Here is a 25,286-nt window from a genome sequence, read left to right as displayed (position 1 = left end):
CTTGGGGTTACCCCGTGAGGCCCGGTGAGGGACAGTCCCGGGGAATCCCCGGGGAATCCGCCCCGATGCGACCGCCGACCGAAAGCCTTGTAGTGACCGCCACTGACCGTTCCATCGAGCTCATCAACGTCGCCGCGCAGGCGGCCGCCGACAAGCTCGCGCACGACATCATCGCCTACGACGTCAGCGACGTGCTGTCCATCACGGACGCCTTCCTGCTGGCCTCGGCGCCCAACGACCGCCAGGTCAAGTCCATCGTGGACGAGATCGAGGAGCGCCTGAGCAAGGACCTCGGCGTCAAGCCGGTCCGCCGCGAGGGCGACCGCGACGCCCGCTGGATCCTCCTCGACTACGTCGACATCGTCGTCCACGTCCAGCACAGCGAGGAGCGGGTCTTCTACGCCCTGGAGCGGCTGTGGAAGGACTGCCCCGAGCTGGACCTGCCCGAGGAGGCCAAGGCCACCCGCGGCAAGGGCGCCGAGCACGCCAAGGGCGAGGAGGCGGCCGCCGCCGAGGACATCCGGGAGCTCGGCGGTGAGGTCCTTTGACGCCAGCTCCGCGCGGTCGCCGGGTCATCCTGTGGCGGCACGGTCAGACCTCGTGGAACCTGGAGCGCCGCTTCCAGGGCACCACGGACATCGAGCTGACCGAGACCGGCGTCGGGCAGGCCAGGCGCGCCGCCCGGCTGCTCGCCTCCCTGAAGCCGGACGCGATCGTCGCCTCCGACCTCAAGCGGGCCGCGGCCACCGCCGGTGAGCTGGTCCGGCTGACCGGCCTCGACATCACGTACGACGAGGGTCTGCGGGAGACGTACGCCGGCGCGTGGCAGGGCCTCACGCACGACGAGATCCAGGCGCAGTACGGCGAGCAGTACGCCGCGTGGAAGCGCGGCGAGTCCGTGCGGCGCGGCGGCGGCGAGCTGGAGACCGAGGTCGCCGACCGGGCCGCGCCCGTGGTGCTCCGGCACGCGGACAAGCTGCCCGATGACGGTCTGCTCGTCGTGGTCAGCCACGGCGGCACCATCCGCACCACCATCGGCCGCCTCCTGGGCCTGGAGTCCCACCACTGGGAGGGGCTCGGCGGTCTGTCGAACTGCTGCTGGTCCGTCCTCGGTGAGGGCGCGCGCGGCTGGCGTCTGCTGGAGCACAACGCGGGCACCCTGCCGGAGCCGGTCCTCGGCGACGACGACTGAGAGGCCGGTCCCCTGGGCGCGGGGGCCGGATTTCACTTTCTGGCAGGTCGCAGGCTAAAGTTCTTCTTGTTCGGGCCGCCGGGGAAACCGGCGGGAAACCGAATGAAAGCAAGGGGCTATAGCTCAGTTGGTAGAGCGCCTGCATGGCATGCAGGAGGTCAGGAGTTCAATTCTCCTTAGCTCCACAGAAAGAAATCCCGTCCCGTCAGGGGCGGGATTTTTCGTTGTCCGGATCCTTGTCCAGATAGGCGCGGGTCGCGTCGTCCGCGGGCGAGTACACGACGATCCGGCACTCCGGCATCCCGTCGATCGACAGGGACGTCGAGGTCATCCGCAGCTCTCCCGGCGCCCCGCCGCACCGGAACGTCTTCACGCGGGGCCCCGGAGGCGCTACGTCGCCGCTCTCCCAGAGCTCGGCGAAGAAGGGGCTGGCCGCCGCCAGCTCGTGGAGGAAGCCCTCCCAGGCGGGCTCGCCCACATGGCGTCCGTAGCCGGACCGCAGCGTCGCCACCATCATGGGCAGCTCCGCCTCCCGGTTCACCAGGGGACAGGTCCCCTCGGGCGCCAGGAAGAGCGTCCGCAGCGCATTGGGGATCCGGGGCGGCGGGGTCGGGACGACGATGAACAGCTCCCGGTAGGCCGCATTGGTCGCCAGCAGATCGAACCGGGCGTTGTAGACCACCGCGGGCAGCGGGCCCAGGGAGTCGAGGATGCCCTGCACCTGGGGGCTCACCGGCTGCGCGGTCTCCTCGTGCGCGGGCGAGAACGGCACGCCCGCCAGGTGGTACAGGTGCTCGCGCTCCGGCCGGTCGAGCCGCAGGGTGCGCGCGACCGCGTCCAGGACCTGGGGCGAGGCATTGATCGGGCGGCCCTGCTCCAGCCACGTGTACCAGGTGACGCCGACGCCGGAGAGCTGGGCGACCTCCTCGCGGCGCAGACCGGGGGTGCGCCGGCGCGGGCCCGCGGGCATGCCCATGTCCTCGGGGGTGACTCTCGCGCGGCGACCGCGCAGGAAGGCGGCCAGCTCCGGCCTGCGGCGGTCCGGCGACCTGCCCGTGGTCCGCTCCGTCGTGGTCATCGTCGTCACATCCCCCATCGTGTGCCCCCGTGCCGGGCCCCGGAAGGTACGAACCGGGTGGTGCCGGTACCAGCATCGGCGGGCTCTCGGTACCCGTGCCCGATCGGCGTCACGCTCCCGGCATGACGACCACCGTCCCGGAAAGTCCCCGAACCCCAACTCCCGGATCCAGTAAAGCCCCCGGCGCCGACAACAGCACCGACAACAGCACCGCGCGCGGCCCGGGCCGGCTGCTCGCGGTGGTGCTGACCGCGCAGTTCATGGCGGTCCTCGACGTGTTCATCGTGAACGTCGCCGCCCCCACCGTCCGCACCGAACTCCACGCCTCCGGCTCCGCGTTGCAGCTGATCGTCGCCGGATACACCATCACCTACGCCGTCCTGCTGATCACCGGCGCCCGGCTCGGCGACCTGTTCGGGCACCGGCGGGCCGTGCTCGGCGGGCTCGCCGTGTTCACCGCGGCCTCGCTCGCCTGCGGGCTCGCGCAGAGCGGCGGCCAGCTGATCGCCTTCCGCATGGTGCAGGGGGCCGGCGCGGCCCTGCTGGTGCCGCAGGTGCTCAGCCTCATCCAGCGGCACTTCGCCGGGGAGGCCCGCACCCGGGCGCTCGGTCTGTACGCGGCGGCCCTCGCGGTGGGCGCCGCCGCCGGGCAGGTGCTCGGCGGGCTGCTGGTCGGCGCGGACCTGTTCGGCACCGGCTGGCGCGCCGCGTTCCTGGTGAACGTGCCCGTCGGCGTGGCCCTGCTGATCATCGGCCGGAGCGCGCTGCCCGCCGACGCCCGGCGCGCCGCGGGCCGCTCCCTCGACCTGGTGGGGCTCGTGCTGCTCGCCGGCTCGGTGTCGCTGCTGACCGTGCCGCTGGTGCTCGGCCAGGAGCAGGACTGGCCGCTGTGGTCGTGGCTCTGCCTGGCGTCCGCCGTCGTGCTCTTCGCCCTGTTCTGCGGCTACGAGTCCGTTCTCGCCCGGCGCGGCGGGGCACCGCTGATCGTGCCCCGGGTGCTGAGGCTGCCCGGCATCGGCCTGGCCGTGTTCCGGGTGCTCGCCGTGATGGCCGTGAACGCCGGCTACCTCTTCGCGCTCACCCTGCACCTCCAGAGCGGCCTGGGCGACGGCCCGCTGCGCGCCGGGCTGACCGTCGCCCCCACCGCGGTCGCGTTCGGCGCCGTGGGCCTGACCTGGCGGCGCTGGCCGGTGCGGTGGCAACGGGCCCTGATCCCGGCCGGGTTCGCCCTCGCGGCGGCCGGAGCGCTCGGCACGGGGCTCGCCCTGCGCGGCGGGGGAGACGGCGGGGCCGGGCTGTACGCGGCCTTCGTGGCGATCGGCGCGGGCCTCTCGCTCGCCTTCAGCCCGACGCTCACCGGCGCCCTGTCGACGGTGCGGCCCGAGGACGCGGCCGACGCCAGCGGACTGCTCACCACCGTGACCCAGCTCGGCATGCTGATCGGCGTCGCCGGTTTCGGCACACTTTTTCTCGCCCGCGTTGAGTCGCTGCGGGTCCCTGGGGCGTACAACTCTTCGGACGCGCTTCTGATCTGCGCCTACGCGCTGGCCTCGGTGGCGGTCGTGGGCGCCGTGTCCGGACTGGTACGCAGGCGTCGCTGACCGTATTGCTCCGGCCGTGGCAGAATCGGACGGCCGGGAGGGGCTGCGTCCGACCGAAGAAGACGGCCCGACGGGAGGGAGTGCGCGATGCCCGCGAGCATCAACGAGAAGGCCGACCGCCTCCTCGGTGCGACAGCGATATCCGCCGAGCCCCCGTCCCCGTCCGCGCCGGCCCCCGAAGTCCAGGCCCAGGAGGTCGCCTCGCGCGGCACCCGGGTGCTTCTCAACTGTCCGTCCTGCGGTTCCTCCCATGTCGCCCAGATGCTGGGTGACAACGGCGGGGTGTCGTACGTGTGCACGGCCTGCGGCCACAGCTGGAGCTGATTGATGGGTGCACACAGGAGGAAGTGCGACTGGTGCGGCAGCGGTACGCCCATCGTGCGCGACATGGAGCCTCTGAACCCCGAGTACCAGTACTGGTGCGAGGAGTGCGCGCGGGCGCTGATCATAAAAGGCGACCCGATCGAGACGTACCGGGAGTTGGAGGGCGAGCCGATCTACGGCCGGCTGCTCGACGAGCACTGCACGCTCAAGCGGTTCTACTCGTTCGCCACAGCCTGACCGAGGCGTGCGCCAGCAAGGCGCAGCCCACGCACGTGTAGAGCGCGGACAGGAGCAACTGGACACCGTTCTGGTGCAGTTCGGGCCGGTCCCCGCCGTGCGGCACCCACCACAGGGCGTACGAGCAGAACAGCGTCCCGAGGACGGCCGCGGTGCGGCGGCGGCCCGCCTCCCACACCAGGAGGACCAGCGGCACGCACCACACCCAGTGGTGCGACCAGGAGACCGGACTGATCAGGAGCGCCGTCGTCGCACACACCACGACGGCGAGCGCCCGTCGTCCGCGCAGCGCCGCCGCGACCGCCACCGCGAGGCCCGCGGCTCCGACCGCGGCGGCCACCAGGACCCACCACAGGCCCGGGTCGGCGGTGTGCAGCAGCCGCGCCAGCACCCCGCGCAGCGACTGGTTCGCGGTCTCCTCGGCGTGCCCGACCCGGCTCGCCTCGAAGACCGTCCGGGTCCAGAAGTGCCACGAGTCGCGGGGCAGGACCACGGCGGCCAGTGCCGTGACACCGGCGAACGTGCCGGCCGCCACGGCCGCCGCGCGGAGCCACGGCCGCCACGCGCCCCGGGCGGCCGCGAGGGCGAGGCCCGTGCACAGCAGGAACACCGCGAACAGCGCCGGGGTCAGCTTGATCGCCGCGGCCACCCCGATGCCCATCCCCGCCCAGCGGTGCCCGGGCCGCCGGGTCAGGTCCCACAGGACGAGCACGGCGAGCAGCAGATTGACCTGGCCGTAGCGCAGGGTCGTCCACACCGGTTCGCACCACACGGCGCCCGCCGCCACCCACAACGACTGCTCCACGCGCGCGTGCCGTCGCACCAGCAGCAGCGAGAGATGGACGAACGCGACGAGCAGGGCGAGGTTCAGCGCCGTCGCCGCGACCCGCAGGGACGCGACGTCCGGCAGGGTCAGCGGTGTGAAGAGCAGCGCGGCGAAGGGCGGGTACGTGGTCGGCAGCCCGGCGTGGGTCGCCCGGAGCGCGTACAGGTCGCCGCCCGCCCGCACCGTCGCGCCCTCCGCCCGGTAGACGAGCAGGTCGATCATCGAGACGTGAGCCGCGCGCTGGGCGATCCAGAAGCTCACGAAGGAGAGCAGACAGACTCCCAGGGATACGGAGACACGGCGGTGGGTACGGGGCAGGACGAGCGCGGTCACGGGACGCACCGTAGTGGCCCCATAAGGATCTTTTCCCAACAAGGCGGGGCAGAACGGAAACGATTTGGTGGTGCACCCGGGGGACCGTGTAATGTTGGCGTCGCCGCCGGGGAAACCGACAGGGAAGACCTGAAGGACACCACGGCAGTACATCGCAAGGGGCTATAGCTCAGTTGGTAGAGCGCCTGCATGGCATGCAGGAGGTCAGGAGTTCAATTCTCCTTAGCTCCACAGGAATTGAGAGCGGGCCATCCGATTCGGATGGCCCGCTCTCGTGTGTTCACCTCCGGGCGCGGCTGCGGCCCGGCGGCAGCGCGGGCGGTGTCGCGGGGCGCGGCGGGAGCGCCGCGGGGTCGCCCTCGATGCGCAGGGCGAGGGCCGGGCAGCGGCGTACGGCCCGCACCGCGTTCGCCTCCGAGTAGCGCGGCACCGCCGCCTCCGCGACCGAGGGGAAGCCGTCGGGGCCCAGCTGGATCAGCTCCGGCACGATGTCCGCGCACAGGCCGTGGCCCTGGCACAGCGTCCAGTCGACGGCGAGCCGCTTGCCGCTCGGGGCGGCGCTCGCCGGAGCCTCGGTGTGCAGCGGCAGCACCCCGCGCACCGGCCGCCCGCACCCGGCGCCCAGCACGTGCGCGGCCAGGTCGTCGGTGAACGCGGAGATCGTCGACTCGATGAACGCGGCCGAACCGTCGGGGTGCTTGCAGGCGCCCCGGCGCTTCACCGCGCGGGTCACCTCCCGCAGCGCCTCCAGTGCGGTCGGGCCGCCGCCGTTCAGGACGTCCTCCAGGCCGCGCGCCGCCGCCGGCAGCCCCAGATAGCAGGGACCGCACTGGCCCGCGCTCTCCGCCGCCAGCCACTGGGCGACCTTCAGGGCCTCGCCCAGCGGGCAGGTGTCCGGGCCGATCGGCAGGATCGCGCCCGCGCCCAGCGCCCCGCCACAGGCCTCCAGGGAGGCCCGCGAGACGATCGCGTCCTGCGCCCCGACCCCGTCGAGCCACTTGCCGTGGTAGCCGCCCGTGAGGACGCCCTGGGGGAGCGGGGGAGCGCCGGCGAGCTGAAGGACGTAGCGCAGCGGGACGCCCGAGGGGACCTCCAGGACCATGGGGCGGGCGACCGCGCCGGAGAGGGTGAGCAGCACGGTGCCCGGCTCGTCGTGCAGGCCGGTGCGGCAGTAGCGCTCGGGTCCGGTGCGGGCGGCGATGGCGAGCTGCGCGAAGGTCTCCGCGTTCGACAGGAGGGTGGGGGCGCCGCCGACCCCGGAGTCGGAGGCGCGGACCTTGCGGCCGGGCGGCATCGGCGGGCCGCCGTCCGCCGAGCGGATCAGCGCCGACGACTCCCCGGTGACCATGCGCACCGGATTGCGCTGCACGCGCGCGCGGAGCGGGGCGTTTCGCCGGTTGGTCAGGCCGCGCTCGGCGAAGGCCGCCTGCATCGAGGCCTCGGTGGAGTCGCGGGTCACGCCCACGACGAGGGTGCGCGCGCCGAGCGCCTCGGCGACCAGCAGGGCGCCGTCGAGGATCAGGTGCGGGGCCCGGTTGAGCAGCACCGTGTCCTTGCGGCAGGCCGGCTCGTCCTCGCTGCCGTTGACGACGACCACGGGGCGCACCCCGCGCCGGATCGCGGACTCGGCGACCGCGCGCAGCTTCTTGGCGAACGGGAAGCCCGCGCCGCCCCGGCCGCGCAGCGACACGGCCTGGGCCAGCCGCGCCAGCTGCTCGCCCGCCAGGGGCTCCAGCGGGCCGTGCACCTTCAGATGCATGTCGAGGTCGAGCCGCTCCACCAGGTCGAACCCGGCGGTGAGCTGGGGAAGGCCGACGACGCGTACTTCCGGGACGTCGGGCAGTGCCGTGTTCACTGCGGTCCTCCGTAGGGCGTGGACCAGGGCTCACCGGAGGACGGTGGCTGGAAGGGGTCGGGGGGCGGTGCGGCGGGTGCGCCGGTGTCGTGGGTGCCGTAGGGGGTGTCGTTCCCGTACGGGCTGCCATAGGTGGCCTCGTACCGGGGCACGCCTCCGTAGGGCGTGTCGTACGAGGGGTCGTACGCGGACGGCGGGGCCTCGGCCGGGGGCGGGGGAGAGGGGGCGGGCCAGCGCTGGGTGGCGGCCGGTTCGACGATGTTCATGGGGGCCGTCAGGGGGTCGACAGGGTCTGCGACGGGGCCCGTGGGGTTCACCGGCGGGAGCGGTTCCGTGGGTGCGGCGTACGGCGTCGCCTGTACGTAGGGGATCGATTCGGTGATCGCCTCCGCGCGCGGGGCGGTCGACACGGCGCGATAGGCGGCCGCGAACCCGGCGTCGGGCGGCGCGGGGCGGGCCGGGGTCTCACTCACGGGCTCGGGCGGCCGCTCGGCCGCGCGGCTCGTCCCGCTCATCCCGCGTGGGCCGCGGCCGGCGCGGGTGTCCCGGTCGAGGAGGGTGAGGATGCGGGCCGCGACCTTGGCCTTCACGGGCCTCGGTGCCGCGCGCAGGGCCACGGCGCCGGCGACCGCGAGCAGGCACAGGCAGTACAGGACGGTCACGTACGTCTTCGGTGGCCGGCCCGCGTACAGGCCGTGCATCAGGGCGAAGCACCAGGCCGGATAGGCGAGCATGTGGGTCGCGCGCCAGCGGGCGGCGAGCCGGGCCGGGGAGGCCATGGAGCTGCGCAGCGCGCCGGTGATGCCGGTGGTCACCATCAGGAGCCCGGCGAGCACCCCGAGGCCGATCAGGCCGCTGCTGCCGGTGACGCCCATGCCGAACGGGATCAGCGCCCCGATGAGCGTCACGTGCGCGAGCGCCAGCTTCACGCTGACGTGCAGCAGCAGGAAGCCCAGCGAGGCGACCGCCGTGGTCCGGTGGACGGCCTGGGACAGCAGCCGCTGCCGTGAGGTGAGGAACAGCCGGTCCGAGGCCACCAGGCCCCAGACGACGGACGCCGAGAGCGACACCAGGGACAGCACCCCCGTGGTGAAGTCGAGCGCCGCTCTGAAGGCGTCGCTCCCCGTGACCACGATCAGGGGGCCGAGCAGGAGCACCGCCGCGCTGAACACCCCCGTGGTCGCGCGGCGGCTGTTACCGGTGGTGCGTGAACTCCGCGTCGTACGCGGAGAGTTCACTATGTGAGGGGTTCGAGGGTTCATGGGGGCGACTCCGAAAGGTTCGGCACAGTGGACCCACAGCCCGCACTCTAGGTCGCCGAATACCAGCCAGTACGAGGTTTGAGTTATCTCGCCGTTATCTAGAGGAAGCCTGGTATTTGTGATGCCCCGATAGAGGCTGGTACGCGGAGTAACCCGGGATGCCCGGTGGGGCGCGTGGAAGCCCGTCGCGGCCCGTGCGGGGGCTGCGGTACCCTGACGCCATGCGTGCCGTACGCCTTCTGCTTAGTGAGCCGCGCTGATCAGTCCCGACCCGCCCCAGGCGTGAGGTCGGCATCGGCGCGGCGTCCCCTCCTGTGCGAGGGGCTTTTTCATTTCCAAAAGCCGGGGCCGCAGGCAGAGACGATCGATGGAGCTTTGAGGATCATGAGCGAGACGAACACCGCCGCCGCTTCCGAGGCGGCGGTCGCGCCGCACCGCTACACGGCGGCCATGGCCGCCGACATCGAGGCACGCTGGCAGGACTTCTGGGACGAGCACGGCACGTACGAGGCGCCGAACCCGACCGGTGACCTGTCCGGGGAGACCGACGAGGCCCGGGCGGTCGCCGCCCGCCCGAAGAAGTTCATCATGGACATGTTCCCGTACCCCTCGGGTGCGGGTCTGCACGTCGGCCACCCGCTGGGCTACATCGCCACGGACGTCTTCGCGCGCTTCCAGCGCATGAACGGCCACAACGTGCTGCACACCCTGGGCTTCGACGCGTTCGGCCTGCCGGCCGAGCAGTACGCCGTGCAGACGGGCACCCACCCGCGCACGTCGACCGAGGCCAACATGGAGAACATGAAGGCGCAGCTGCGCGCCCTGGGCCTGGGGCACGACAAGCGCCGGTCGTTCGCCACGATCGACCCGGAGTACTACAAGTGGACGCAGTGGATCTTCCTGCAGATCTTCAACTCCTGGTACGACGACGAGCTGAAGAAGGCCCGTCCGATCGCCGAGCTGGTCCAGCAGTTCGAGACCGGTGAGCGCGCGGTTCCCGGCGGCGGTGCGTGGTCCGCGCTGACCGAGGCCGAGCGCGCCGACGTCCTGGGCGAGTACCGCCTGGCGTACGCCTCCGACGCGCCCGTGAACTGGGCGCCGGGCCTGGGCACCGTCCTGGCCAACGAGGAAGTCACCGCCGACGGCCGCTCCGAGCGCGGCAACTTCCCCGTCTTCAAGGCCAAGCTGCGCCAGTGGAACATGCGCATCACCGCCTACGCGGACCGCCTGATCGACGACCTGGACGGCCTGGACTGGCCCGAGGCGATCAAGCTGCAGCAGCGCAACTGGATCGGCCGCTCCGAAGGCGCCCGCATCGACTTCGGCTTCGACTCCTCCGACGACGTCATCACGGTCTTCTCGACCCGCCAGGACACCCTGTTCGGCGCCACCTACATGGTGCTGGCGCCCGAGCACGACCTGGTCGAGAAGATCACCCCCGCCGCCTGGCCGGAGGGCACCCACGACGTGTGGACGGGCGGTCACGCGACGCCCGCCGAGGCCGTCGCCGCCTACCGCAAGCAGGCCGCCTCCAAGTCGGACGTCGAGCGTCAGGCCGAGGCCAAGGACAAGACCGGCGTCTTCACGGGCGCGTACGCGCGCAACCCCGTCAGCGGCGAGCAGGTCCCGGTCTTCATCGCCGACTACGTGCTGATGGGCTACGGCACCGGCGCGATCATGGCCGTCCCGGCGCACGACGCCCGCGACTTCGCGTTCGCGCGCGCCTTCGAACTGCCCATGCGCTGTGTCGTCGAGCCGAGCGACGACCGCGGCACGGACCCGGCGACGTGGGACGACGCGTTCGTCGCGTACGAGGCGAAGCTGGTCAACTCCGCGAGCGACGAGATCTCCCTGGACGGCCTGGGCGTCGCCGACGCCAAGGCCCGGATGACCGAGTGGCTGGCCCGCAAGGGCATCGGCCACGGCACGGTCAACTTCCGGCTGCGTGACTGGCTGTTCAGCCGCCAGCGCTACTGGGGCGAGCCCTTCCCGATCGCCTACGACGAGGACGGCATCGCCCACGCGCTGCCCGAGTCGATGCTGCCGCTGGAGCTGCCGGAGGTCGACGACTACACCCCGCGCACCTTCGACCCGGACGACGCCGACACCGAGCCCGAGACGCCGCTGTCGCGCAACGAGGACTGGGTCAACGTCACCCTGGACCTGGGCGACGGCCGCGGGCCGCGCCCGTTCCGCCGCGAGACCAACACCATGCCCAACTGGGCCGGATCGTGCTGGTACGAGCTGCGCTACCTGGACCCGCGCAACAGCGAGAAGCTGGTCGACCCGGCCGTCGAGCAGTACTGGATGGGCCCGCGCGAGGGTCAGCCCACCGGCGGCGTCGACCTGTACGTGGGCGGCGCCGAGCACGCCGTGCTGCACCTGCTGTACGCCCGTTTCTGGTCGAAGGTGCTGTTCGACCTGGGCCACATCTCCTCGGCCGAGCCCTTCCACAAGCTGTTCAACCAGGGCATGATCCAGGCCTACGTCTACCGGGACGCGCGCGGTATCGCCGTCCCCGCCGCCGAGGTGGAGGAGCGCGACGGCGCGTACTACTACCAGGGCGAGAAGGTCTCCCGTCTGCTGGGCAAGATGGGCAAGTCCCTGAAGAACGCCGTCACGCCGGACGAGATCTGCGAGGAGTACGGCGCGGACACCCTGCGCCTGTACGAGATGGCGATGGGCCCGCTGGACGTGTCGCGGCCGTGGGACACGCGCGCGGTGGTCGGCCAGTTCCGGCTGCTGCAGCGCCTGTGGCGCAACATCGTCGACGAGACGACCGGTGAGGCCACCGTCGTCGACACCGCCGAGGCGGACATCGACGAGGCGACGCTGCGCGCCCTGCACAAGGCGATCGACGGGGTGCGCGGCGACCTGGAGGGGATGCGGTTCAACACCGCCATCGCCAAGGTCACCGAGCTGAACAACCACCTGGTCAAGTCGTACGCGGGTGGCGCGCTGCCGCGCTCGGTCGCCGAGCGCCTGGTGCTGCTGGTCGCGCCGCTGGCCCCGCACGTCGCCGAGGAGCTGTGGCGCAAGCTGGGGCACACGGACTCGGTCGTCCACCAGGACTTCCCCGTCGCCGACCCGGGCTACGTCGTCGACGAGTCGGTGACCTGCGTCGTCCAGATCAAGGGCAAGGTCAAGGCCCGCCTGGAGGTCTCCCCGTCGATCTCCGACGAGGAGCTGGAGAAGATCGCCCTGGCCGACGAGAAGGTCGTCGCGGCGCTGGACGGCGCCGGCATCCGCAAGGTGATCGTGCGGGCGCCGAAGCTGGTGAACATCGTGCCCGCGTAAGGCACTCAGGGTTGTTCCCTACGGGCAGGTTGGGGGTTCCGATGGAACCCCCGGCCTGCCCGGTCCGTTTACGGTGGAAGGACGGGTCCGAGGAGTCGGACGGGGCGGGCGGACGAATCGGAGGAGCGCCGTGGAAGCTGTGCTGGTGATCGTGGCGCTGATCTTCATCGCGTTCGTCGCCCTCGGCGCGTACGCGACGGTGAAGGCGGTCGGCGCGGCCAAGCGCGGGGTGGACCGCACGGTGGCGCAGGCCCGCAGGACCGTGGAGGACACCACCTTGCGGGCCAAGAGCTTCCAGCCCGGTGCGGCCAGCGAGCTGGCCCAGCTGCGGCTGAGACTGCGCGGCTCCATGCGCGCCACCCAGGACGCGCTGCACGCGCGCGTGGCCGAGGACGAGTCCCTCAAGGAGTCCCTCGACCTCTTCGGGCGGCTGAGCGCGCACGGCCACGAGCTGGACGACGAGCTGAAGCGCCTGGAGAGCGAGCCCGACAGGGCGCAGGTCGCGCGTCTGCTGCCGGAGCTGCGGTCGCGTGCGCAGCAGATCACCCAGTCCGCCGACGCGCTGCGGCACGCTGCCCGCGACCGGGCGAGCCGGTTCGCGAGCGACGACCTGGACGCGCTGCGGACGCAGATCGACGTGGAGGCGGGCGCCCTGCGGCACTGGACGACCGAGCCCGCCCCGGACACGTCGGCGGCGCCGGAGGCGACCGAGGCCGGGTCCGCCACGGCCGGGCGAAAGAAACCGGACCGGTCCGCGATCGCGCCGCCAGGTGTGCGACCGACGTATCCGTGGCAGAAGAAACCCCGTCCGGAGAGTACGACTTGATCCCCGGCCGCTCGTCGGCCGACGGACGCCGGTGGCCGGGGGCCGGGCTGCCGACGGCGGGCCGCGCCGGGTAATCTCCGGTGCATGTCCCGCCATGTCGCGATCGTCACCGATTCAACGGCCTACCTGCCGCAGCGGACGATGGAGCGCCACGGCATCACGGCGGTGCCGCTGACCGTGGTCCTGGGCGACCGGGCGCTCGAGGAGGGCACGGAGATCTCCGCCCGCTCACTCGCCGAGGCGCTGCAGAAGCGCCGGCCGGTGACGACGTCGAGGCCCAGCCCCGAGCTGTTCGCCGAGACCTACCGCGAGGTCGCCGAGTCCGGCGCCACCGACATCATCTCGCTGCACCTGTCGTCCGAGTTCTCCGGCACCTACGACGCGGCGGTCCTCGCGGCGCGTGGGGCTCCCGTCCCGGTGCGGGTGGTGGACACCGGAATGGTCGCCATGGCGCTCGGCTTCTGCGCGCTCGCGGCGGCGGAGACGGCGGACGCCGGCGGCACCGTCGACGAGGCGGTGACAGCGGCGGAGAAGCGGGCCGCGGGCACCTCCGCCTACTTCTACGTCGACACCCTGGACTATCTGCGCCGCGGCGGGCGGATCGGGGCCGCGCAGGCACTGTTCGGCTCGGCGCTCGCGGTCAAGCCGCTGTTGCAGCTCGACGGCGGCCGTATCGAGTTCCTGGAGAAGGTCCGTACGGCGTCCAAGGCGATCGCGCGGCTCCAGGAGATCGTCGCCGAGCGCGCTGGCAGCGGACAGGTCGACATCGCCGTGCACCACCTCGCGGCACCCGAGCGCGCGGAGGCCCTCGCGGACTGGCTGCGCGACCATGTGCCGGGCCTCGGCGAGCTGCATGTCAGCGAGGTGGGAGCGGTGATCGGGGCGCACACGGGGCCGGGGCTGCTCGGCGCGGTGGTCTCGCCGCGGGCGTAGCCGGTGGCGGTGGTCTCGCTCTGCGCGTAGCTGGCGCGGGTGACGGAGTTTTCCACAACTGGCCTGTTGTCCCCGGGAATTGAGCAAGATCCACTAGTTCGTGACGCGGTGCCTACCGTCTCGGACATGGCACTTCGATCACTGTCGCGGACAGCACAGACATCCAGCGGGCCGGGGCGCGGCCCCGCATCCGACAGCCGCGCCCGGAAGCGACGTCGGACCCGGCGTCGCGTGCGGCCCGGGCGCGTCCGCGGCGGGGCCGAGGAGGAGACGCGGCTGCGGGCGGAGGCCCTGTTCGCCCCGCCCCGCCGGGACGGTCCCGCGGCGCGGGATCCCGTGCCCGGGGCGCCCGCGCCGGATGGGGGACCCGGCGCCGTCGGAGAGCGGGGCTCGTCGTGGCGGGAGCGCGCCGCTCTGGGCGTGCGCGACCGGCTGCCGCTGTGGGTGCAGACCCGCTGCGGTGTCGAGCGGCGGGGCGCGCTGGCCGTGGTCGTGGTGCTCTGCGTCGCGGCGCTCTTCGCCGTTCAGCATTTCTGGGCCGGGCGGACGCAGCCGGTGCGGGCCCCGGAGGCGGTGCGGGCGGCGGCTCCGGCGGCGCCCGACCCCGTTCCTTCACCCGTGCCCGGGCCCGCGCCCGGGTCCACGCCGACGGCCGGTGCCGGGATCGTCGTGGACGTCGCCGGGAAGGTGCGCCGCCCCGGTATCCGGCGACTGCCCGCCGGGGCCCGGGTCGCGGACGCGCTGCGGGCCGCCGGTGGGGTCCGCCCCGGCGCGGACACGGCGGGGCTCAATCGGGCGCGGCTGCTGACCGACGGCGAGCAGGTACTGGTCGGTGAGCCGGTGGCGGCCGGTGCGGCCCCGCCGGGCGGCAGCGGGAGCCCCGGCGCAAGCCCGGCCGCCGCTCCTCCCGCCGGGCCGATCGGCCTCAACACCGCCGGTGCCGAACAGCTCGACACCCTTCCCGGCGTCGGCCCGGTGCTGGCCCAGCACATCATCGACTACCGCACCGAGCACGGAGGCTTCCGCTCGGTGGACGAACTGCGCGAGGTCAACGGCATCGGGGACCGCCGCTTCGAGGACCTGCGCAATCTGGTCCGGCCATGACGGGTACCGACGAGGCGGACGCACGCCAGGAAGGCCCCCTCGACCTGAGACTGGTCCCGCCCGCGCTGGCGGCCTGGGCGACGACGGCGCTGTTGCTGACGGCCCCGGGACGGTGGGCGGCAGCGGTGGCCACGCTCTGCGCGCTCGGCGGGGCGGCGCTCCTGATCGCAGGCCGCCGCCCCGCAGAGGCGCGGGGAACTGCGCGCCCAGCCCCACACGACCCGCACCCGACCACACACCGGGCCCATCCGGCATCCCACGAACCCCGCGCCTGGCGGAGCCCCTCCGTCGCGCTGCTTCTCCTCTGCACCGCGGCGGCGGCCGCCTCGGCCGGCCTGCACGGAGCCGATCTGCGCCGCGGCCCAGTACCGGATCTCGCGGCCCGGTACGCCCGGGTCGACGCCGAGGTGGAGATCACCTCCGATCCCCGGCTCACCCGGCCGCGGATCAGCGGGGACCACGCCGCGCCGGCCGCCGTGCTCGTCGAGGCGGAGCTGGTGCGGCTGACGGCGCCGGACGGCGCGGTGTACCGGACCCGGGCCCCCGTCCTGGTCATCGTGGACACGGACAGGACGGCGGCCGGCGATCCGGGCGCCGGGCCGCGCGGCAGCCCCTGGCTGTCCCGGCTGCCGACCACGCGGTTGCGGGTCACGGGCGCGCTCGCGCCGCCCCTGGACGGCGGCGACCGGGCGGCGGTGCTGCGGGTCGGCGCGGGCGAGCGGCCTCGCGTGGTGGGCGCGCCGAGCGGGCCGCAGCGGCTGGCCGGCGCCCTGCGCGCGGGACTGCGCCGGGCGACGGACGATCTGCCCGCGGACGCGCGCGCCCTGCTGCCCGGCCTCGTCGTCGGGGACACGGCGCGGGTCACACCGGAGCTGCACGCCGCGTTCGAGGCGACCGACCTGCTTCATCTGACGGCTGTCAGCGGCGCCAACTTCACGATCCTGCTGGCCCTGCTGATCGGCCCGCCGGGCACCGCGCACCTCGTCGAGAGACGGGGGCTCGCGCCCAGGATCGGCCTGTCGCTCCGGACGACCGCGGTGCTCGGCGGCGGGCTGACCCTCGGCTTCGTCGTGGTGTGCAGGCCGGAGCCGAGCGTGCTGCGGGCGGCGTCGTGCGGGCTGATCGCCCTGCTCGCCGTCGCCACCGGCCGCCGCAGATCCCTCGTCCCGGCCCTCGCCACGGCCGTGCTGCTGCTCGTCCTCTACGACCCCTGGCTGGCCCGGAGTTACGGCTTCCTGCTGTCGGTGCTCGCCACCGGGGCGCTGCTCACCCTCGCCCCGCGCTGGAGCGCCGCGCTGCGCGGGCGCCGGGTGCCCGGGCGGCTCGCCGAGGCGCTCGGCGCGGCGGCCGCCGCCCAGGCCGTCTGCGCGCCCGTGGTGGCCGTCCTCGCGGCGCGGGTGAGCCTGGTGGCGGTGCCCTGCAATCTGCTCGCGGAGTTCGCCGTCGCGCCCGCGACCGTGCTGGGGTTCGCGGCGCTCGCTGCGGCGCCGTTCGCGATGCCGGTGGCGGAGTTCTGCGCCTGGTGCGCGAGTTGGCCGGCGGGCTGGATCGCCCGGATCGCGCGGACGGGAGCCGCGATGCCGGGCAGCGGTGTGGACTGGCCGGGCGGCTGGCGCGGGGGAGCGCTGCTCGCGGTCGGCACGGTGGTGCTGGTCGTCGTGGGGCGCAGGGTGCTCACGTCCGCCTGGACCCGCGGGGCCTGTGTGCTGCTGCTCCTTGTGCTCGTGGTGCAGCCGGCGCCCCTGACGCGCGTGATCACGGGCTGGCCGCCGCCGGGGTGGCGGCTGGTGATGTGCGACGTCGGGCAGGGGGACGCGCTGGTGCTCGCCGCCGGGGCGGGGGCCGGGATCGTGGTGGACGCCGGGCCCGACCCGGTGCGCGTCGACCGGTGCCTGCGCGCGCTGGGCATCACCCGGATCCCGCTGGTGCTGCTCACGCACTTCCACGCGGACCATGTGGCGGGGCTGCCGGGGGTGTTGCGGGGACGGTCGGTCGGGGCGATCGAGACGACGGGCTTCGCCGAGCCGGCCGACCAGGCCGCCTTCGTCCGGCGGCTCGCGGCGGCGCACGGACTCACCATGATCCGGGCGGTGGCGGGGGAGCGGCGCAGCAGCGGCCCCCTCGACTGGCAGGTCCTGTGGCCCCCGCCGCGCCCCGCGCCCGACCCGGACGGGCCGAACGACGCGAGCGTCACGCTGCTGGTGCGCACCGGAGGGCTGACCCTGCTGCTGCTCGGCGATCTCGAACCGGCCGCGCAGCGCGCGCTGGTGAGGAGCGGCGCGGGTGCCGGGCTGTCCCGGGTGGACGTGCTGAAGGTCGCCCACCACGGTTCGGCCTACCAGGATCCGGGGTTGCTGCGGCGGGTCGCGCCCCGGCTCGCGTTGATCAGCGCGGGGGCCGGAAATCCGTACGGGCATCCGGCTCCGCGGACCATGGCGGCGCTGCGGGCGCAGGGGACCGCGGTGCTGCGGACGGACCTGGACGGGGCGATCGCCGTCGTGAGCGGTGGGCCGGGCGCCCGGGGCGCAGCGGGGCTGGAGGTGGCGCACAGCGGACCCTGACCGCGTTGGACCGGCGAACACGGGAGCGGTGAGATCCGGCCCGACCGTCCAGGAAGCGAAGTCCGGGGAAATTCTCGGGTCACTGTGAGTGCGCTGTGCGATGTCGCCGAAATACTACCGGTGAGTAGAAATGGGGCTGTGTTGCCTCGAATGCCGCAACGGTGGTCGAATGTTTCTTCGTTGAAGAAGTGACGACACTCGTCAAGGCGTACTGGGGTGGGTAGTTCATGTTCGGCCGCAGGCTGGGAAACCGTACGAACCGGACTCAAAGGGCGAATCCCTTGGCGGCGGTGACGGTCCCGCCCAGCGCGGGCGTCCTGAGCTGCCGGGTTCTCGACCCGGTCAACGAACCGGTGCGCGGCGCCGAGCTCGCGGTCAGCGACGCGATGGGGCGCAAGGTGGTGAGCGGGGGGACCGACCCGTTCGGCTCGTTCATGGCGGCCGTGCCCGCCGGGGACTACCGCCTCGCCGTCTCGGCCGAGGGGTTCGCGCCCCACCGGGTCAGCGCCACCGTCGCCGAGAGCGCGCACGCCTCGCTCGGCGACGTCATGCTCCAGGTCGCGCCGCGGCCCCAGCTGCCCGAGCCCGGCGAGTGGGAGATCGAGCCGACGCACTCCTCGATCGCGTTCACCGCGCGGCACATCGGGCTCGCCCGGGTCCACGGCCGGTTCAACACCTTCGCCGGCGCGCTGCGGGTCGCCGACCGCATCGAGCAGTCCGCGATGCACGTCGTCATCGACGCCTCGTCCATCGACACGAACGTGAAGATGCGCGACGACCACCTCAGGTCCGCCGACTTCCTCGACGTCGACCGCTTCCCGACCCTGGAGTTCTACAGCGACCGCTTCGTGCACAAGGGCGGCACCCGCTGGGGGATCACCGGCGCGCTCTCGCTGCACGGTGTGACCCGCACGGTCACGCTCGACGCCGAGTACCTGGGCCTGGGCAACGGCATGGAGGGCGAGACCCGCGCCGCCTGCCGGGCCACCACCGAACTGCACCGCGACGACTTCACGGTCAGCTGGCAGACGATGCTGGCCCGCGGCATCGCCGTCGTCGGCTCCAGCGTCCGCATCGAGCTCGACGTGCAGATCGTGCCCCAGGACCGGTCCGAGGACTGATCACCACTGCCGGTGACAGAAGATGGTCCCGTGAGCGATGAGAGACACGTGCTGGTGCTGCCCGACCGCGACGCGGCCGAGGAGGCCGCCGAAGCGCTGGCCGACCGTTTCGGCGTGACCGAGGAGCCGCAGCTCGTACGGGACGCGCTGGCCGGAGAGGACGACGCCGAGGACGCGCAGTGGCTGGTGGTCGTGGAGGACGCCGAGGGGCGGCTCGACCCCGAGGAGCTGGACGGGTTCGCGGGGGAGTGGGACGGGTGGCGCGAGCGGTCCTGAACCCCGGATCGCCGGGCCGGGTTGTCAGTGGCGCGTGGGATGCTTGACCGCGATGGCCAGGAAGACTGCACACGATGATCCCCTCGCCCCGTTCACCGTCGCGGTGGGCCAGGAGGACCTGCTGCTCGACCGCGCGGTGCAGCAGGTGGTGGCCGCTGCCCGGGCCGCCGACGCCGACACCGATGTCCGCGACCTCACCTCCGATCAGTTGCAGCCCGGGACGCTCGCGGAGCTGACGAGCCCGTCGCTGTTCGCCGAGCGCAAGGTCGTCGTCGTCCGCAATGCGCAGGACCTGTCGGCGGACTCCGTCAAGGACGTGAAGGCGTATCTCGGCGCGCCCGCCGAGGAGATCACGCTCGTGCTGCTGCACGCCGGTGGCGCCAAGGGCAAGGGGCTCCTCGACGCGGCGCGCAAGGCGGGGGCGCGGGAAGTCGCCTGCCCGAAGATGACCAAGCCCGCGGACCGGCTGTCGTTCGTGCGCTCCGAGTTCCGCACGCTCGGGCGGTCGGCCACGCCCGAGGCGTGCCAGGCGCTCGTCGACTCCCTCGGCAGCGATCTGCGGGAGCTGGCCTCCGCCGCCGCGCAGCTCGTCGCCGACATCGAGGGGACCATCGACGAGGCCGTCGTCGCCCGGTACTACACCGGGCGGGCCGAGGCGTCCAGCTTCACCGTGGCCGACCGTGCCGTGGAGGGGCGGGCCGCGGAGGCGCTGGAGGCGTTGCGGTGGTCGCTGGCCACCGGGGTCGCGCCGGTGCTGATCACCAGTGCGCTGGCGCAGGGGGTGCGGGCCATCGGGAAGCTGTCCTCCGCGCGTGGGGGGCGGCCCGCCGATCTGGCCCGGGAGCTGGGGATGCCGCCGTGGAAGATCGACCGGGTGCGGCAGCAGATGCGGGGGTGGACGCCGGACGGGGTGGCCGCCGCGTTGATGGCTGTCGCCGAGGCGGATGCCGGGGTCAAGGGGGGCGGGGACGATCCCGAGTACGCCCTGGAGAAGGCCGTCGTCAGTGTGGCGCGGGCCGCCAGGGCGCGGGGCTGACGGCGGGACCGTATCCCCGTCCCGCCGTTGCTGGAGGCTGCGCCCCCAGACCCCCCTGTCGGCCTTCGGCCTCGTCCTCAAACGCTGGACGGGCTGAGAAGACCTACCGCCCTGCCGCCAGCCGGACTGACAAGAAGCCACGCCAAAAGCCCCGCCTTCCTCATCGGAAGACGGGGCCTCGGTTCACGCTCTGAGTGAGCCCACACCCGCGTGGCGAACGCAGGCCGCGTGCGGGCTCGGGGGCCGGTCGGGGGCGGATGAGAGAGGGCCCGCCCGGGTCCTACCGGCGACAGATCAGGTCAGGTTCAGCCCTGGAGGGAAGCGACCTTCGAAGCAAGCGCCGACTTCTTGTTGGCGGCCTGGTTCTTGTGGATGACGCCCTTGGCGACGGCCTTGTCGAGCTGACGCGCGGCAGCGCGCTGGAACTCGGTGGCCTTCGCGGTGTCACCCGCGGCAGCGGCCTCGCGGGCCTTGCGGATCGCGGTCTTCAGAGAGGACTTGACGGCCTTGTTGCGCAGCCGGGCCTTCTCGTTGGTCTTGTTCCGCTTGATCTGGGACTTGATGTTCGCCACGAAATGAGCCTTTGCAGGTTCAGGCACGGGGCCGGTGAAGGACCCGTACCGGTGATTTTCTCTGAGTGTGTGCCTCGCGCTGAGAGGGCATGAGACACAGCTGCCCACGGTACCAGCCGTACTCCCACCGGCCCAAACCAGTCCCAGTGCCCCGGTCATGGGACCATGGAAGCTACGTATCGATCCCAACCGAGGCCGACCTGAGGCAAACGGCGCCTCAAGAGACAGGACCCTGCGTGCCCGCGACCCCTAAGAATGTGCCCGAGCCGAGCCGTACCGACCCGGCTCTGATCCGCAATTTCTGCATCATCGCGCACATCGACCACGGCAAGTCCACGCTCGCCGACCGCATGCTCCAGCTGACCGGTGTGGTCGAGCAGCGGCAGATGCGTGCTCAGTACCTCGACCGCATGGACATCGAGCGCGAGCGCGGCATCACGATCAAGTCCCAGGCGGTGCGGCTGCCCTGGGCCCCCACGGAGGGGCCCGACCAGGGCAGTACCCACATCCTCAACATGATCGACACCCCGGGCCACGTGGACTTCACGTACGAGGTCTCGCGGTCGCTGGCCGCCTGCGAGGGCACCGTCCTCCTGGTCGACGCGGCGCAGGGCATCGAGGCGCAGACCCTCGCCAATCTCTACCTGGCGATGGAGAACGACCTCAAGATCATCCCGGTGCTCAACAAGATCGATCTGCCGGCCGCGCAGCCCGAGAAGTTCTCCGAGGAGCTGGCCAACCTCATCGGCTGCCAGCCCGAGGACGTGCTCAAGGTCTCCGCGAAGACCGGCATGGGCGTCGAGGCGCTGCTCGACAAGGTCGTCGCCGAGATCCCGCAGCCGGTCGGCGTGAAGGACGCCCCGGCCCGCGCGATGATCTTCGACTCGGTCTACGACTCGTACCGCGGTGTGGTCACCTACGTCCGTGTCATCGACGGCCAGCTCAACAAGCGCGAGCGGATCCGGATGATGTCGACCGGCGCCACGCACGAGCTGCTCGAGATCGGTACGAACTCGCCGGAGATGCTGTCGGCCGACGGGCTCGCCGTCGGTGAGGTGGGCTACCTCATCACGGGTGTGAAGGACGTCCGCCAGTCCAAGGTCGGTGACACGATCACCACCCTGAACAAGGGCGCCACGGAAGCCCTCGGCGGCTACAAGGACCCGAAGCCGATGGTCTTCTCGGGTCTGTACCCGCTGGACGGTTCGGAGTACCCGGACCTGCGCGAGGCCCTGGACAAGCTCCAGCTCAACGACGCGGCCCTGGTCTACGAGCCGGAGACCTCCGCCGCCCTCGGCTTCGGTTTCCGCGTCGGCTTCCTCGGCCTGCTGCACCTCGACGTGATCCGCGAGCGGCTGGAGCGGGAGTTCGGGCTCGACCTGATCGCCACCGCGCCGAACGTGGTCTACCGCGTCGACATGGAGGACGGTGCCGAGCACATCGTCACCAACCCCAGCGAGTTCCCCGAAGGCAAGATCGACAAGGTCTACGAGCCGGTCGTGCGGGCCACGATCCTCGCCCCGAGCGAGTTCATCGGCGCGATCATGGAGCTGTGCCAGACCCGGCGCGGCACGCTGCTCGGCATGGACTACCTCTCCGAGGACCGCGTCGAGATCCGCTACACGCTGCCCCTCGCCGAGATCGTCTTCGACTTCTTCGACCAGCTGAAGTCCAAGACCCGCGGCTACGCGTCCCTCGACTACGAGCCCACCGGCGAGCAGACGGCGAACCTGGTGAAGGTCGACATCCTGCTGCACGGCGACAAGGTCGACGCCTTCTCCGCCGTCACGCACCGCGACCAGGCCTACGCCTACGGTGTGCGGCTCGTCGCCAAGCTGCGCGAGCTGATCCCGCGCCAGGCCTTCGAGGTGCCGATCCAGGCGGCCATCGGCTCCCGGGTCATCGCCCGCGAGACCATCCGCGCCATCCGCAAGGACGTCCTCGCCAAGTGCTACGGCGGTGACATCTCCCGTAAGCGCAAGCTGCTCGAGAAGCAGAAGGAGGGCAAGAAGCGCATGAAGATGGTCGGATCCGTGGAGGTTCCGCAGGAGGCCTTCATCGCGGTGCTCTCCAGCGACGACAGCGGCGGCGCGAAGGGCAAGAAGTAGCCCGGAACCGGCCACGGAAGTCGGCGGCGGTGGGCCCGGCACGCACAGGCGTGTCGGGCCCACCGCTTTTGTGTGGGCCCTGTGTGGGCAGGGACGGATGGGGTGGTCCTCGGTGAAGTCGGAGGCCGGAGCCCCTTACGCGCCGGGGCAGTGGCCCTTACCCTGATCACTGCTCAATGGTTACTCGCCAGTTAAACAAGCCGCGTTTCAACAGCCGCGGGCCCCGGAGGACGTCGTGAGCGACACACAGACCCTGATCGAGAACCGGCCGCCTTCCGTGGCGTCTCTCTTCCTGGAGCGCGTGGCCGCGACACCTGATGCCGAGGCCTACCGCTACCCGGTACCCGCGGCCGCCGGCCAGGGCCCGGACGACTGGAAGTCGCTGAGCTGGGCGCAGGCCGCGCAGCGGGTCTACGCGATCGCCGCCGGCCTCGTCGAGCTGGGCGTGCAGGCCGAGGAGCGGGTGGCGCTCGCCTCCTCGACCCGGGTCGAGTGGGTCCTCGCCGACCTCGGCATCATGTGCGCGGGCGCGGCGACCACCACGGTCTACCCGCAGACCAACGCCGAGGAGTCGTCGTTCATCCTCTCCGACTCCGAGTCGAAGGTGCTCGTCGCCGAGGACGCGGCCCAGCTCGCCAAGGCGCGTGAGCGCCGGGCCGACCTGCCCGAGCTGCGCCACGTCGTCGTGATCGACGCGACCGGCGTCGAGCCGGACGCCGCCGACCCCGACGGCTGGCTGCTCACCCTGGAGGACCTGGAGGCGCGCGGCGCCGCCTACCTGGAGAAGAACCCGGAGGTGGTGAAGGAGCGCGTCGGCGCGATCCGCAAGGAACAGCTCGCCACCCTCATCTACACCTCCGGCACCACCGGCCGCCCCAAGGGCGTCCGCCTCCCGCACGACAACTGGTCGTACCTGGCGAAGGCCATGGCCGCGACCGGGCTCATCGGCCCGGACGACGTGCAGTACCTGTGGCTGCCGCTCGCACACGTCTTCGGCAAGGTGCTGATCAGCGGGCAGCTGGAGGCCGGGCACGTCACCGCCGTGGACGGGCGCGTCGACAAGATCATCGAGAATCTGCCGGTCGTGCAGCCCACGTACATGGCCGCCGTGCCGCGCATCTTCGAGAAGGTCTACAACGGGGTCGCCGCCAAGGCGCGGGCCGGTGGCGCCGCCAAGTACAAGATCTTCCAGTGGGCGGCCGGGGTCGCGCGCGAGTACGCGAAGGTCAGCCAGGACAACTTCCGCAGGACCGGTGTGGCGTCCGTGCCGTTCGCCCTCGCGTCCAAGCACAAGGTCGCCGACGCCCTGGTCTTCAGCAAGCTGCGCGAGGCCTTCGGCGGGCGGCTGCGGGCCTGTGTCTCCGGCTCCGCCGCGCTGGCCCCCGAGATCGGCTACTTCTTCGCCGGCGCGGGCGTCCACATCCTGGAGGGCTACGGGCTGACCGAGTCGTCGGCCGCGTCCTTCGTCAACCCCGGCGAGGCGTACCGGACCGGCACCGTCGGCAAGCCGCTGCCCGGCACCGAGGTGCGGATCGCCGACGACGGCGAGATCCTGCTGCGCGGCCCCGGCATCATGGAGGGCTACCACGGGCTGCCCGAGAAGACCGCCGAGGTGCTGGAGAGCGACGGCTGGTTCCACACCGGCGACATCGGCGAGTTGTCCGTCGACGGCTATCTGCGGATCACCGACCGCAAGAAGGACCTGATCAAGACCTCCGGCGGCAAGTACATCGCGCCCGCCGAGGTCGAGGGCCAGTTCAAGGCCGTCTGCCCGTACGTCTCCAACATCCTGGTGCACGGCGCCGACCGGAACTTCTGCACCGCCCTCATCGCGCTCGACGAGCCGTCGATCCTGGAGTGGGCGAAGGAGAACGGCCTGGAGGGCAAGACGTACGCGGACGTCGTCGCCGCCCCCGCCACCGTCCAGCTCGTCGAGGGCTATGTCGCGGAGCTGAACCAGGGGCTGCAGCGCTGGCAGACCATCAAGAAGTTCAAGCTGCTGCCGCGCGACCTCGACATCGAGCACGGCGAGCTGACGCCCAGCCTCAAGCTCAAGCGGCCGGTCGTGGAGCGGCAGTACAAGGGCCTGCTCGACGAGATGTACGCCGGTTCGCGCGAGAACTGATCCCCGTACGGCACGCGCGCGCCGAGGCGCCCCGGGTCAGGGGCGCCTCAGCGCGCGCAGCGTCTCCTCCATCTGGGAGACGCGCGTGCTCAGCTCACGGACGTCGGGCTGCGGGTCCTCGGCCAGCCGGCGCTCGATCGAGGACATCCGGCCGGCCAGCGCGTCGAACTGCGCCTGCTCGCGCGCGAGAAGACGCTCCAGCTGCTGGTTCTTGCGGTGCAGATCGAGGAAGACGGTGACCTTGGCGCGCAGCACCCACGGGTCGAAGGGCTTGGTCAGATAGTCGGCCGCGCCCGTCGCGTAGCCGCGGAAGGCATAGCCCGCGTCCGCGTCCGTCCCGGTGAGGAAGATGATCGGGATGTCCTTCGTCTGGTCGAGGCGCTTGATGTTCGTCGCCGTCTCGAAGCCGTCCATGCCCGGCATCCGGATGTCCAGAAGGACGACCGCGAACCGGTGCCGCAGCAGCGCCTTCATCGCTTCCTCGCCCGAACGGGCCCTTACCAGCGGCTCGTTGAGCGATCCGAGCACCGCCTCGAGCGCGACCAGGTTGTCCTCCATGTCGTCGACCAGGAGGATGCTGGCCTGCTCGGTCGAACTGGCTCCAGAGATGGTCATGGTG

The 25,286-nt window shown here is 72.2% G+C and carries 21 protein-coding genes and 2 tRNA genes; 17 read left to right on the top strand and 6 right to left on the bottom strand.

Annotation, left to right across the window (positions count from 1 at the left end; translation table 11 throughout):
- Positions 1-92 precede the first annotated feature (92 nt).
- The 3 genes from rsfS (at position 93) to ABZ930_RS05325 (ending at position 1,377) form a co-directional block, all read left to right on the top strand.
- The gene (gene rsfS, locus ABZ930_RS05335; RefSeq protein WP_361541782.1) at positions 93-548 is read left to right on the top strand and encodes a ribosome silencing factor; all 456 of its coding nucleotides are present in this window, start codon (positions 93-95) and stop codon (positions 546-548) included.
- Positions 545-1,192, top strand: a complete 648-nt coding sequence (locus ABZ930_RS05330; protein WP_361541779.1) for a histidine phosphatase family protein — start codon at positions 545-547, stop codon at positions 1,190-1,192. The genes rsfS and ABZ930_RS05330 overlap by 4 nt, the downstream gene beginning before the upstream one ends.
- Positions 1,193-1,304: 112 nt before the next feature.
- Positions 1,305-1,377 (top strand) — tRNA-Ala (locus tag ABZ930_RS05325).
- Between the two features lie 20 nt (positions 1,378-1,397).
- Here the strand turns inward: ABZ930_RS05325 and ABZ930_RS05320 are convergent.
- Positions 1,398-2,288, bottom strand: coding sequence for a helix-turn-helix transcriptional regulator (locus ABZ930_RS05320; protein WP_361541776.1), 891 nt, complete (start codon positions 2,286-2,288; stop codon positions 1,398-1,400).
- A 224-nt stretch (positions 2,289-2,512) separates the two neighbouring features.
- Between ABZ930_RS05320 and ABZ930_RS05315 the strand changes: the two genes are divergently transcribed.
- The 3 genes from ABZ930_RS05315 (at position 2,513) to ABZ930_RS05305 (ending at position 4,432) form a co-directional block, all read left to right on the top strand.
- On the top strand, positions 2,513-3,871 hold the full coding sequence (locus ABZ930_RS05315) for an MFS transporter (protein WP_361542218.1): 1,359 nt from the start codon (positions 2,513-2,515) through the stop codon (positions 3,869-3,871).
- An 87-nt stretch (positions 3,872-3,958) separates the two neighbouring features.
- Entirely contained in the window at positions 3,959-4,195 is a 237-nt protein-coding gene (locus ABZ930_RS05310) for a hypothetical protein (RefSeq protein ID WP_361542235.1), read from the top strand.
- A 3-nt stretch (positions 4,196-4,198) separates the two neighbouring features.
- The gene (locus ABZ930_RS05305; protein WP_003958744.1) at positions 4,199-4,432 is read left to right on the top strand and encodes a hypothetical protein; all 234 of its coding nucleotides are present in this window, start codon (positions 4,199-4,201) and stop codon (positions 4,430-4,432) included.
- On the opposite strand, the gene ABZ930_RS05300 is transcribed toward ABZ930_RS05305, so the two are convergent.
- Positions 4,401-5,591, bottom strand: a complete 1,191-nt coding sequence (locus ABZ930_RS05300; RefSeq protein WP_361541772.1) for a glycosyltransferase 87 family protein — start codon at positions 5,589-5,591, stop codon at positions 4,401-4,403. The genes ABZ930_RS05305 and ABZ930_RS05300 overlap by 32 nt on opposite strands.
- A 158-nt stretch (positions 5,592-5,749) precedes the next feature.
- On the opposite strand from ABZ930_RS05300, the gene ABZ930_RS05295 reads away from it, so the two are divergent.
- Positions 5,750-5,822: transfer RNA gene (locus tag ABZ930_RS05295), tRNA-Ala, on the top strand.
- Between the two features lie 49 nt (positions 5,823-5,871).
- On the opposite strand, the gene ABZ930_RS05290 is transcribed toward ABZ930_RS05295, so the two are convergent.
- Both ABZ930_RS05290 and ABZ930_RS05285 read right to left on the bottom strand, forming a co-directional pair.
- Positions 5,872-7,446, bottom strand: coding sequence for an NADH-ubiquinone oxidoreductase-F iron-sulfur binding region domain-containing protein (locus tag ABZ930_RS05290; RefSeq protein ID WP_361541769.1), 1,575 nt, complete (start codon positions 7,444-7,446; stop codon positions 5,872-5,874).
- Positions 7,443-8,684: a cytochrome b/b6 domain-containing protein gene (locus tag ABZ930_RS05285; RefSeq protein ID WP_361541766.1), complete on the bottom strand. Its 1,242-nt coding sequence runs from the start codon at positions 8,682-8,684 to the stop codon at positions 7,443-7,445. Before ABZ930_RS05285 ends, ABZ930_RS05290 begins: the two co-directional genes overlap by 4 nt.
- A gap of 408 nt (positions 8,685-9,092) precedes the next feature.
- On the opposite strand from ABZ930_RS05285, the gene leuS reads away from it, so the two are divergent.
- The 8 genes from leuS to holA all read left to right on the top strand — a co-directional run bounded on the left by leuS (position 9,093) and on the right by holA (position 19,862).
- Positions 9,093-12,005 (top strand): leucine--tRNA ligase, encoded by a 2,913-nt coding sequence (gene leuS / locus ABZ930_RS05280; RefSeq protein WP_361541763.1) that lies wholly within the window; start codon positions 9,093-9,095, stop codon positions 12,003-12,005.
- 130 nt (positions 12,006-12,135) lie between these two features.
- On the top strand, positions 12,136-12,831 hold the full coding sequence (locus tag ABZ930_RS05275) for a hypothetical protein (protein ID WP_361541760.1): 696 nt from the start codon (positions 12,136-12,138) through the stop codon (positions 12,829-12,831).
- Between the two features lie 84 nt (positions 12,832-12,915).
- Entirely contained in the window at positions 12,916-13,764 is an 849-nt protein-coding gene (locus ABZ930_RS05270) for a DegV family protein (RefSeq protein WP_361541757.1), read from the top strand.
- Between the two features lie 126 nt (positions 13,765-13,890).
- On the top strand, positions 13,891-14,868 hold the full coding sequence (locus ABZ930_RS05265; protein WP_361541754.1) for a ComEA family DNA-binding protein: 978 nt from the start codon (positions 13,891-13,893) through the stop codon (positions 14,866-14,868).
- Positions 14,865-17,429, top strand: a complete 2,565-nt coding sequence (locus ABZ930_RS05260; RefSeq protein WP_361541751.1) for a ComEC/Rec2 family competence protein — start codon at positions 14,865-14,867, stop codon at positions 17,427-17,429. Before ABZ930_RS05265 ends, ABZ930_RS05260 begins: the two co-directional genes overlap by 4 nt.
- A gap of 227 nt (positions 17,430-17,656) precedes the next feature.
- Complete coding sequence (locus ABZ930_RS05255) at positions 17,657-18,550, top strand: YceI family protein (protein ID WP_361541748.1); 894 nt, start codon at positions 17,657-17,659, stop codon at positions 18,548-18,550.
- 30 nt (positions 18,551-18,580) lie between these two features.
- A complete protein-coding gene (locus ABZ930_RS05250; protein WP_361541745.1) occupies positions 18,581-18,826 on the top strand; it encodes a hypothetical protein in 246 nt (81 codons plus the stop codon).
- 52 nt (positions 18,827-18,878) lie between these two features.
- Positions 18,879-19,862: a DNA polymerase III subunit delta gene (gene holA, locus ABZ930_RS05245; RefSeq protein WP_361541742.1), complete on the top strand. Its 984-nt coding sequence runs from the start codon at positions 18,879-18,881 to the stop codon at positions 19,860-19,862.
- A 305-nt stretch (positions 19,863-20,167) separates the two neighbouring features.
- Here holA and rpsT read toward each other — a convergent pair whose 3' ends face one another.
- Positions 20,168-20,434, bottom strand: coding sequence for a 30S ribosomal protein S20 (gene rpsT, locus ABZ930_RS05240; RefSeq protein WP_111668368.1), 267 nt, complete (start codon positions 20,432-20,434; stop codon positions 20,168-20,170).
- A gap of 236 nt (positions 20,435-20,670) precedes the next feature.
- On the opposite strand from rpsT, the gene lepA reads away from it, so the two are divergent.
- Positions 20,671-22,542 carry a translation elongation factor 4 gene (gene lepA / locus ABZ930_RS05235; RefSeq protein WP_361541738.1) on the top strand — a complete coding sequence of 624 codons (1,872 nt, stop codon included), beginning with the start codon at positions 20,671-20,673 and terminating at the stop codon, positions 22,540-22,542.
- A 235-nt stretch (positions 22,543-22,777) separates the two neighbouring features.
- Positions 22,778-24,667 (top strand): AMP-dependent synthetase/ligase, encoded by a 1,890-nt coding sequence (locus ABZ930_RS05230; RefSeq protein ID WP_361541735.1) that lies wholly within the window; start codon positions 22,778-22,780, stop codon positions 24,665-24,667.
- A gap of 36 nt (positions 24,668-24,703) precedes the next feature.
- Here ABZ930_RS05230 and ABZ930_RS05225 read toward each other — a convergent pair whose 3' ends face one another.
- Positions 24,704-25,282, bottom strand: coding sequence for a response regulator (locus ABZ930_RS05225; RefSeq protein ID WP_361541732.1), 579 nt, complete (start codon positions 25,280-25,282; stop codon positions 24,704-24,706).
- Positions 25,283-25,286: the final 4 nt, after the last annotated feature.

Origin of the sequence: Streptomyces sp. NPDC046716 (assembly GCF_040645755.1) — a bacterium.
In the GTDB taxonomy this organism is placed as follows: Bacteria; Actinomycetota; Actinomycetes; order Streptomycetales; family Streptomycetaceae; genus Streptomyces.
This window is presented reverse-complemented; position numbering and strand designations above follow the sequence as displayed.

Coding starts and splice junctions, on each gene's coding strand:
- ABZ930_RS05320 (WP_361541776.1), bottom strand. CDS start 2,288: ATGGGGGATGTGACGACGATGACCACGACGGAGCGGACCACGGGCAGG.
- ABZ930_RS05310 (WP_361542235.1), top strand. CDS start 3,959: ATGCCCGCGAGCATCAACGAGAAGGCCGACCGCCTCCTCGGTGCGACA.
- ABZ930_RS05305 (WP_003958744.1), top strand. CDS start 4,199: ATGGGTGCACACAGGAGGAAGTGCGACTGGTGCGGCAGCGGTACGCCC.
- leuS (WP_361541763.1), top strand. CDS start 9,093: ATGAGCGAGACGAACACCGCCGCCGCTTCCGAGGCGGCGGTCGCGCCG.
- ABZ930_RS05270 (WP_361541757.1), top strand. CDS start 12,916: ATGTCCCGCCATGTCGCGATCGTCACCGATTCAACGGCCTACCTGCCG.
- ABZ930_RS05265 (WP_361541754.1), top strand. CDS start 13,891: ATGGCACTTCGATCACTGTCGCGGACAGCACAGACATCCAGCGGGCCG.
- ABZ930_RS05260 (WP_361541751.1), top strand. CDS start 14,865: ATGACGGGTACCGACGAGGCGGACGCACGCCAGGAAGGCCCCCTCGAC.
- ABZ930_RS05255 (WP_361541748.1), top strand. CDS start 17,657: ATGTTCGGCCGCAGGCTGGGAAACCGTACGAACCGGACTCAAAGGGCG.
- holA (WP_361541742.1), top strand. CDS start 18,879: ATGGCCAGGAAGACTGCACACGATGATCCCCTCGCCCCGTTCACCGTC.
- ABZ930_RS05225 (WP_361541732.1), bottom strand. CDS start 25,282: ATGACCATCTCTGGAGCCAGTTCGACCGAGCAGGCCAGCATCCTCCTG.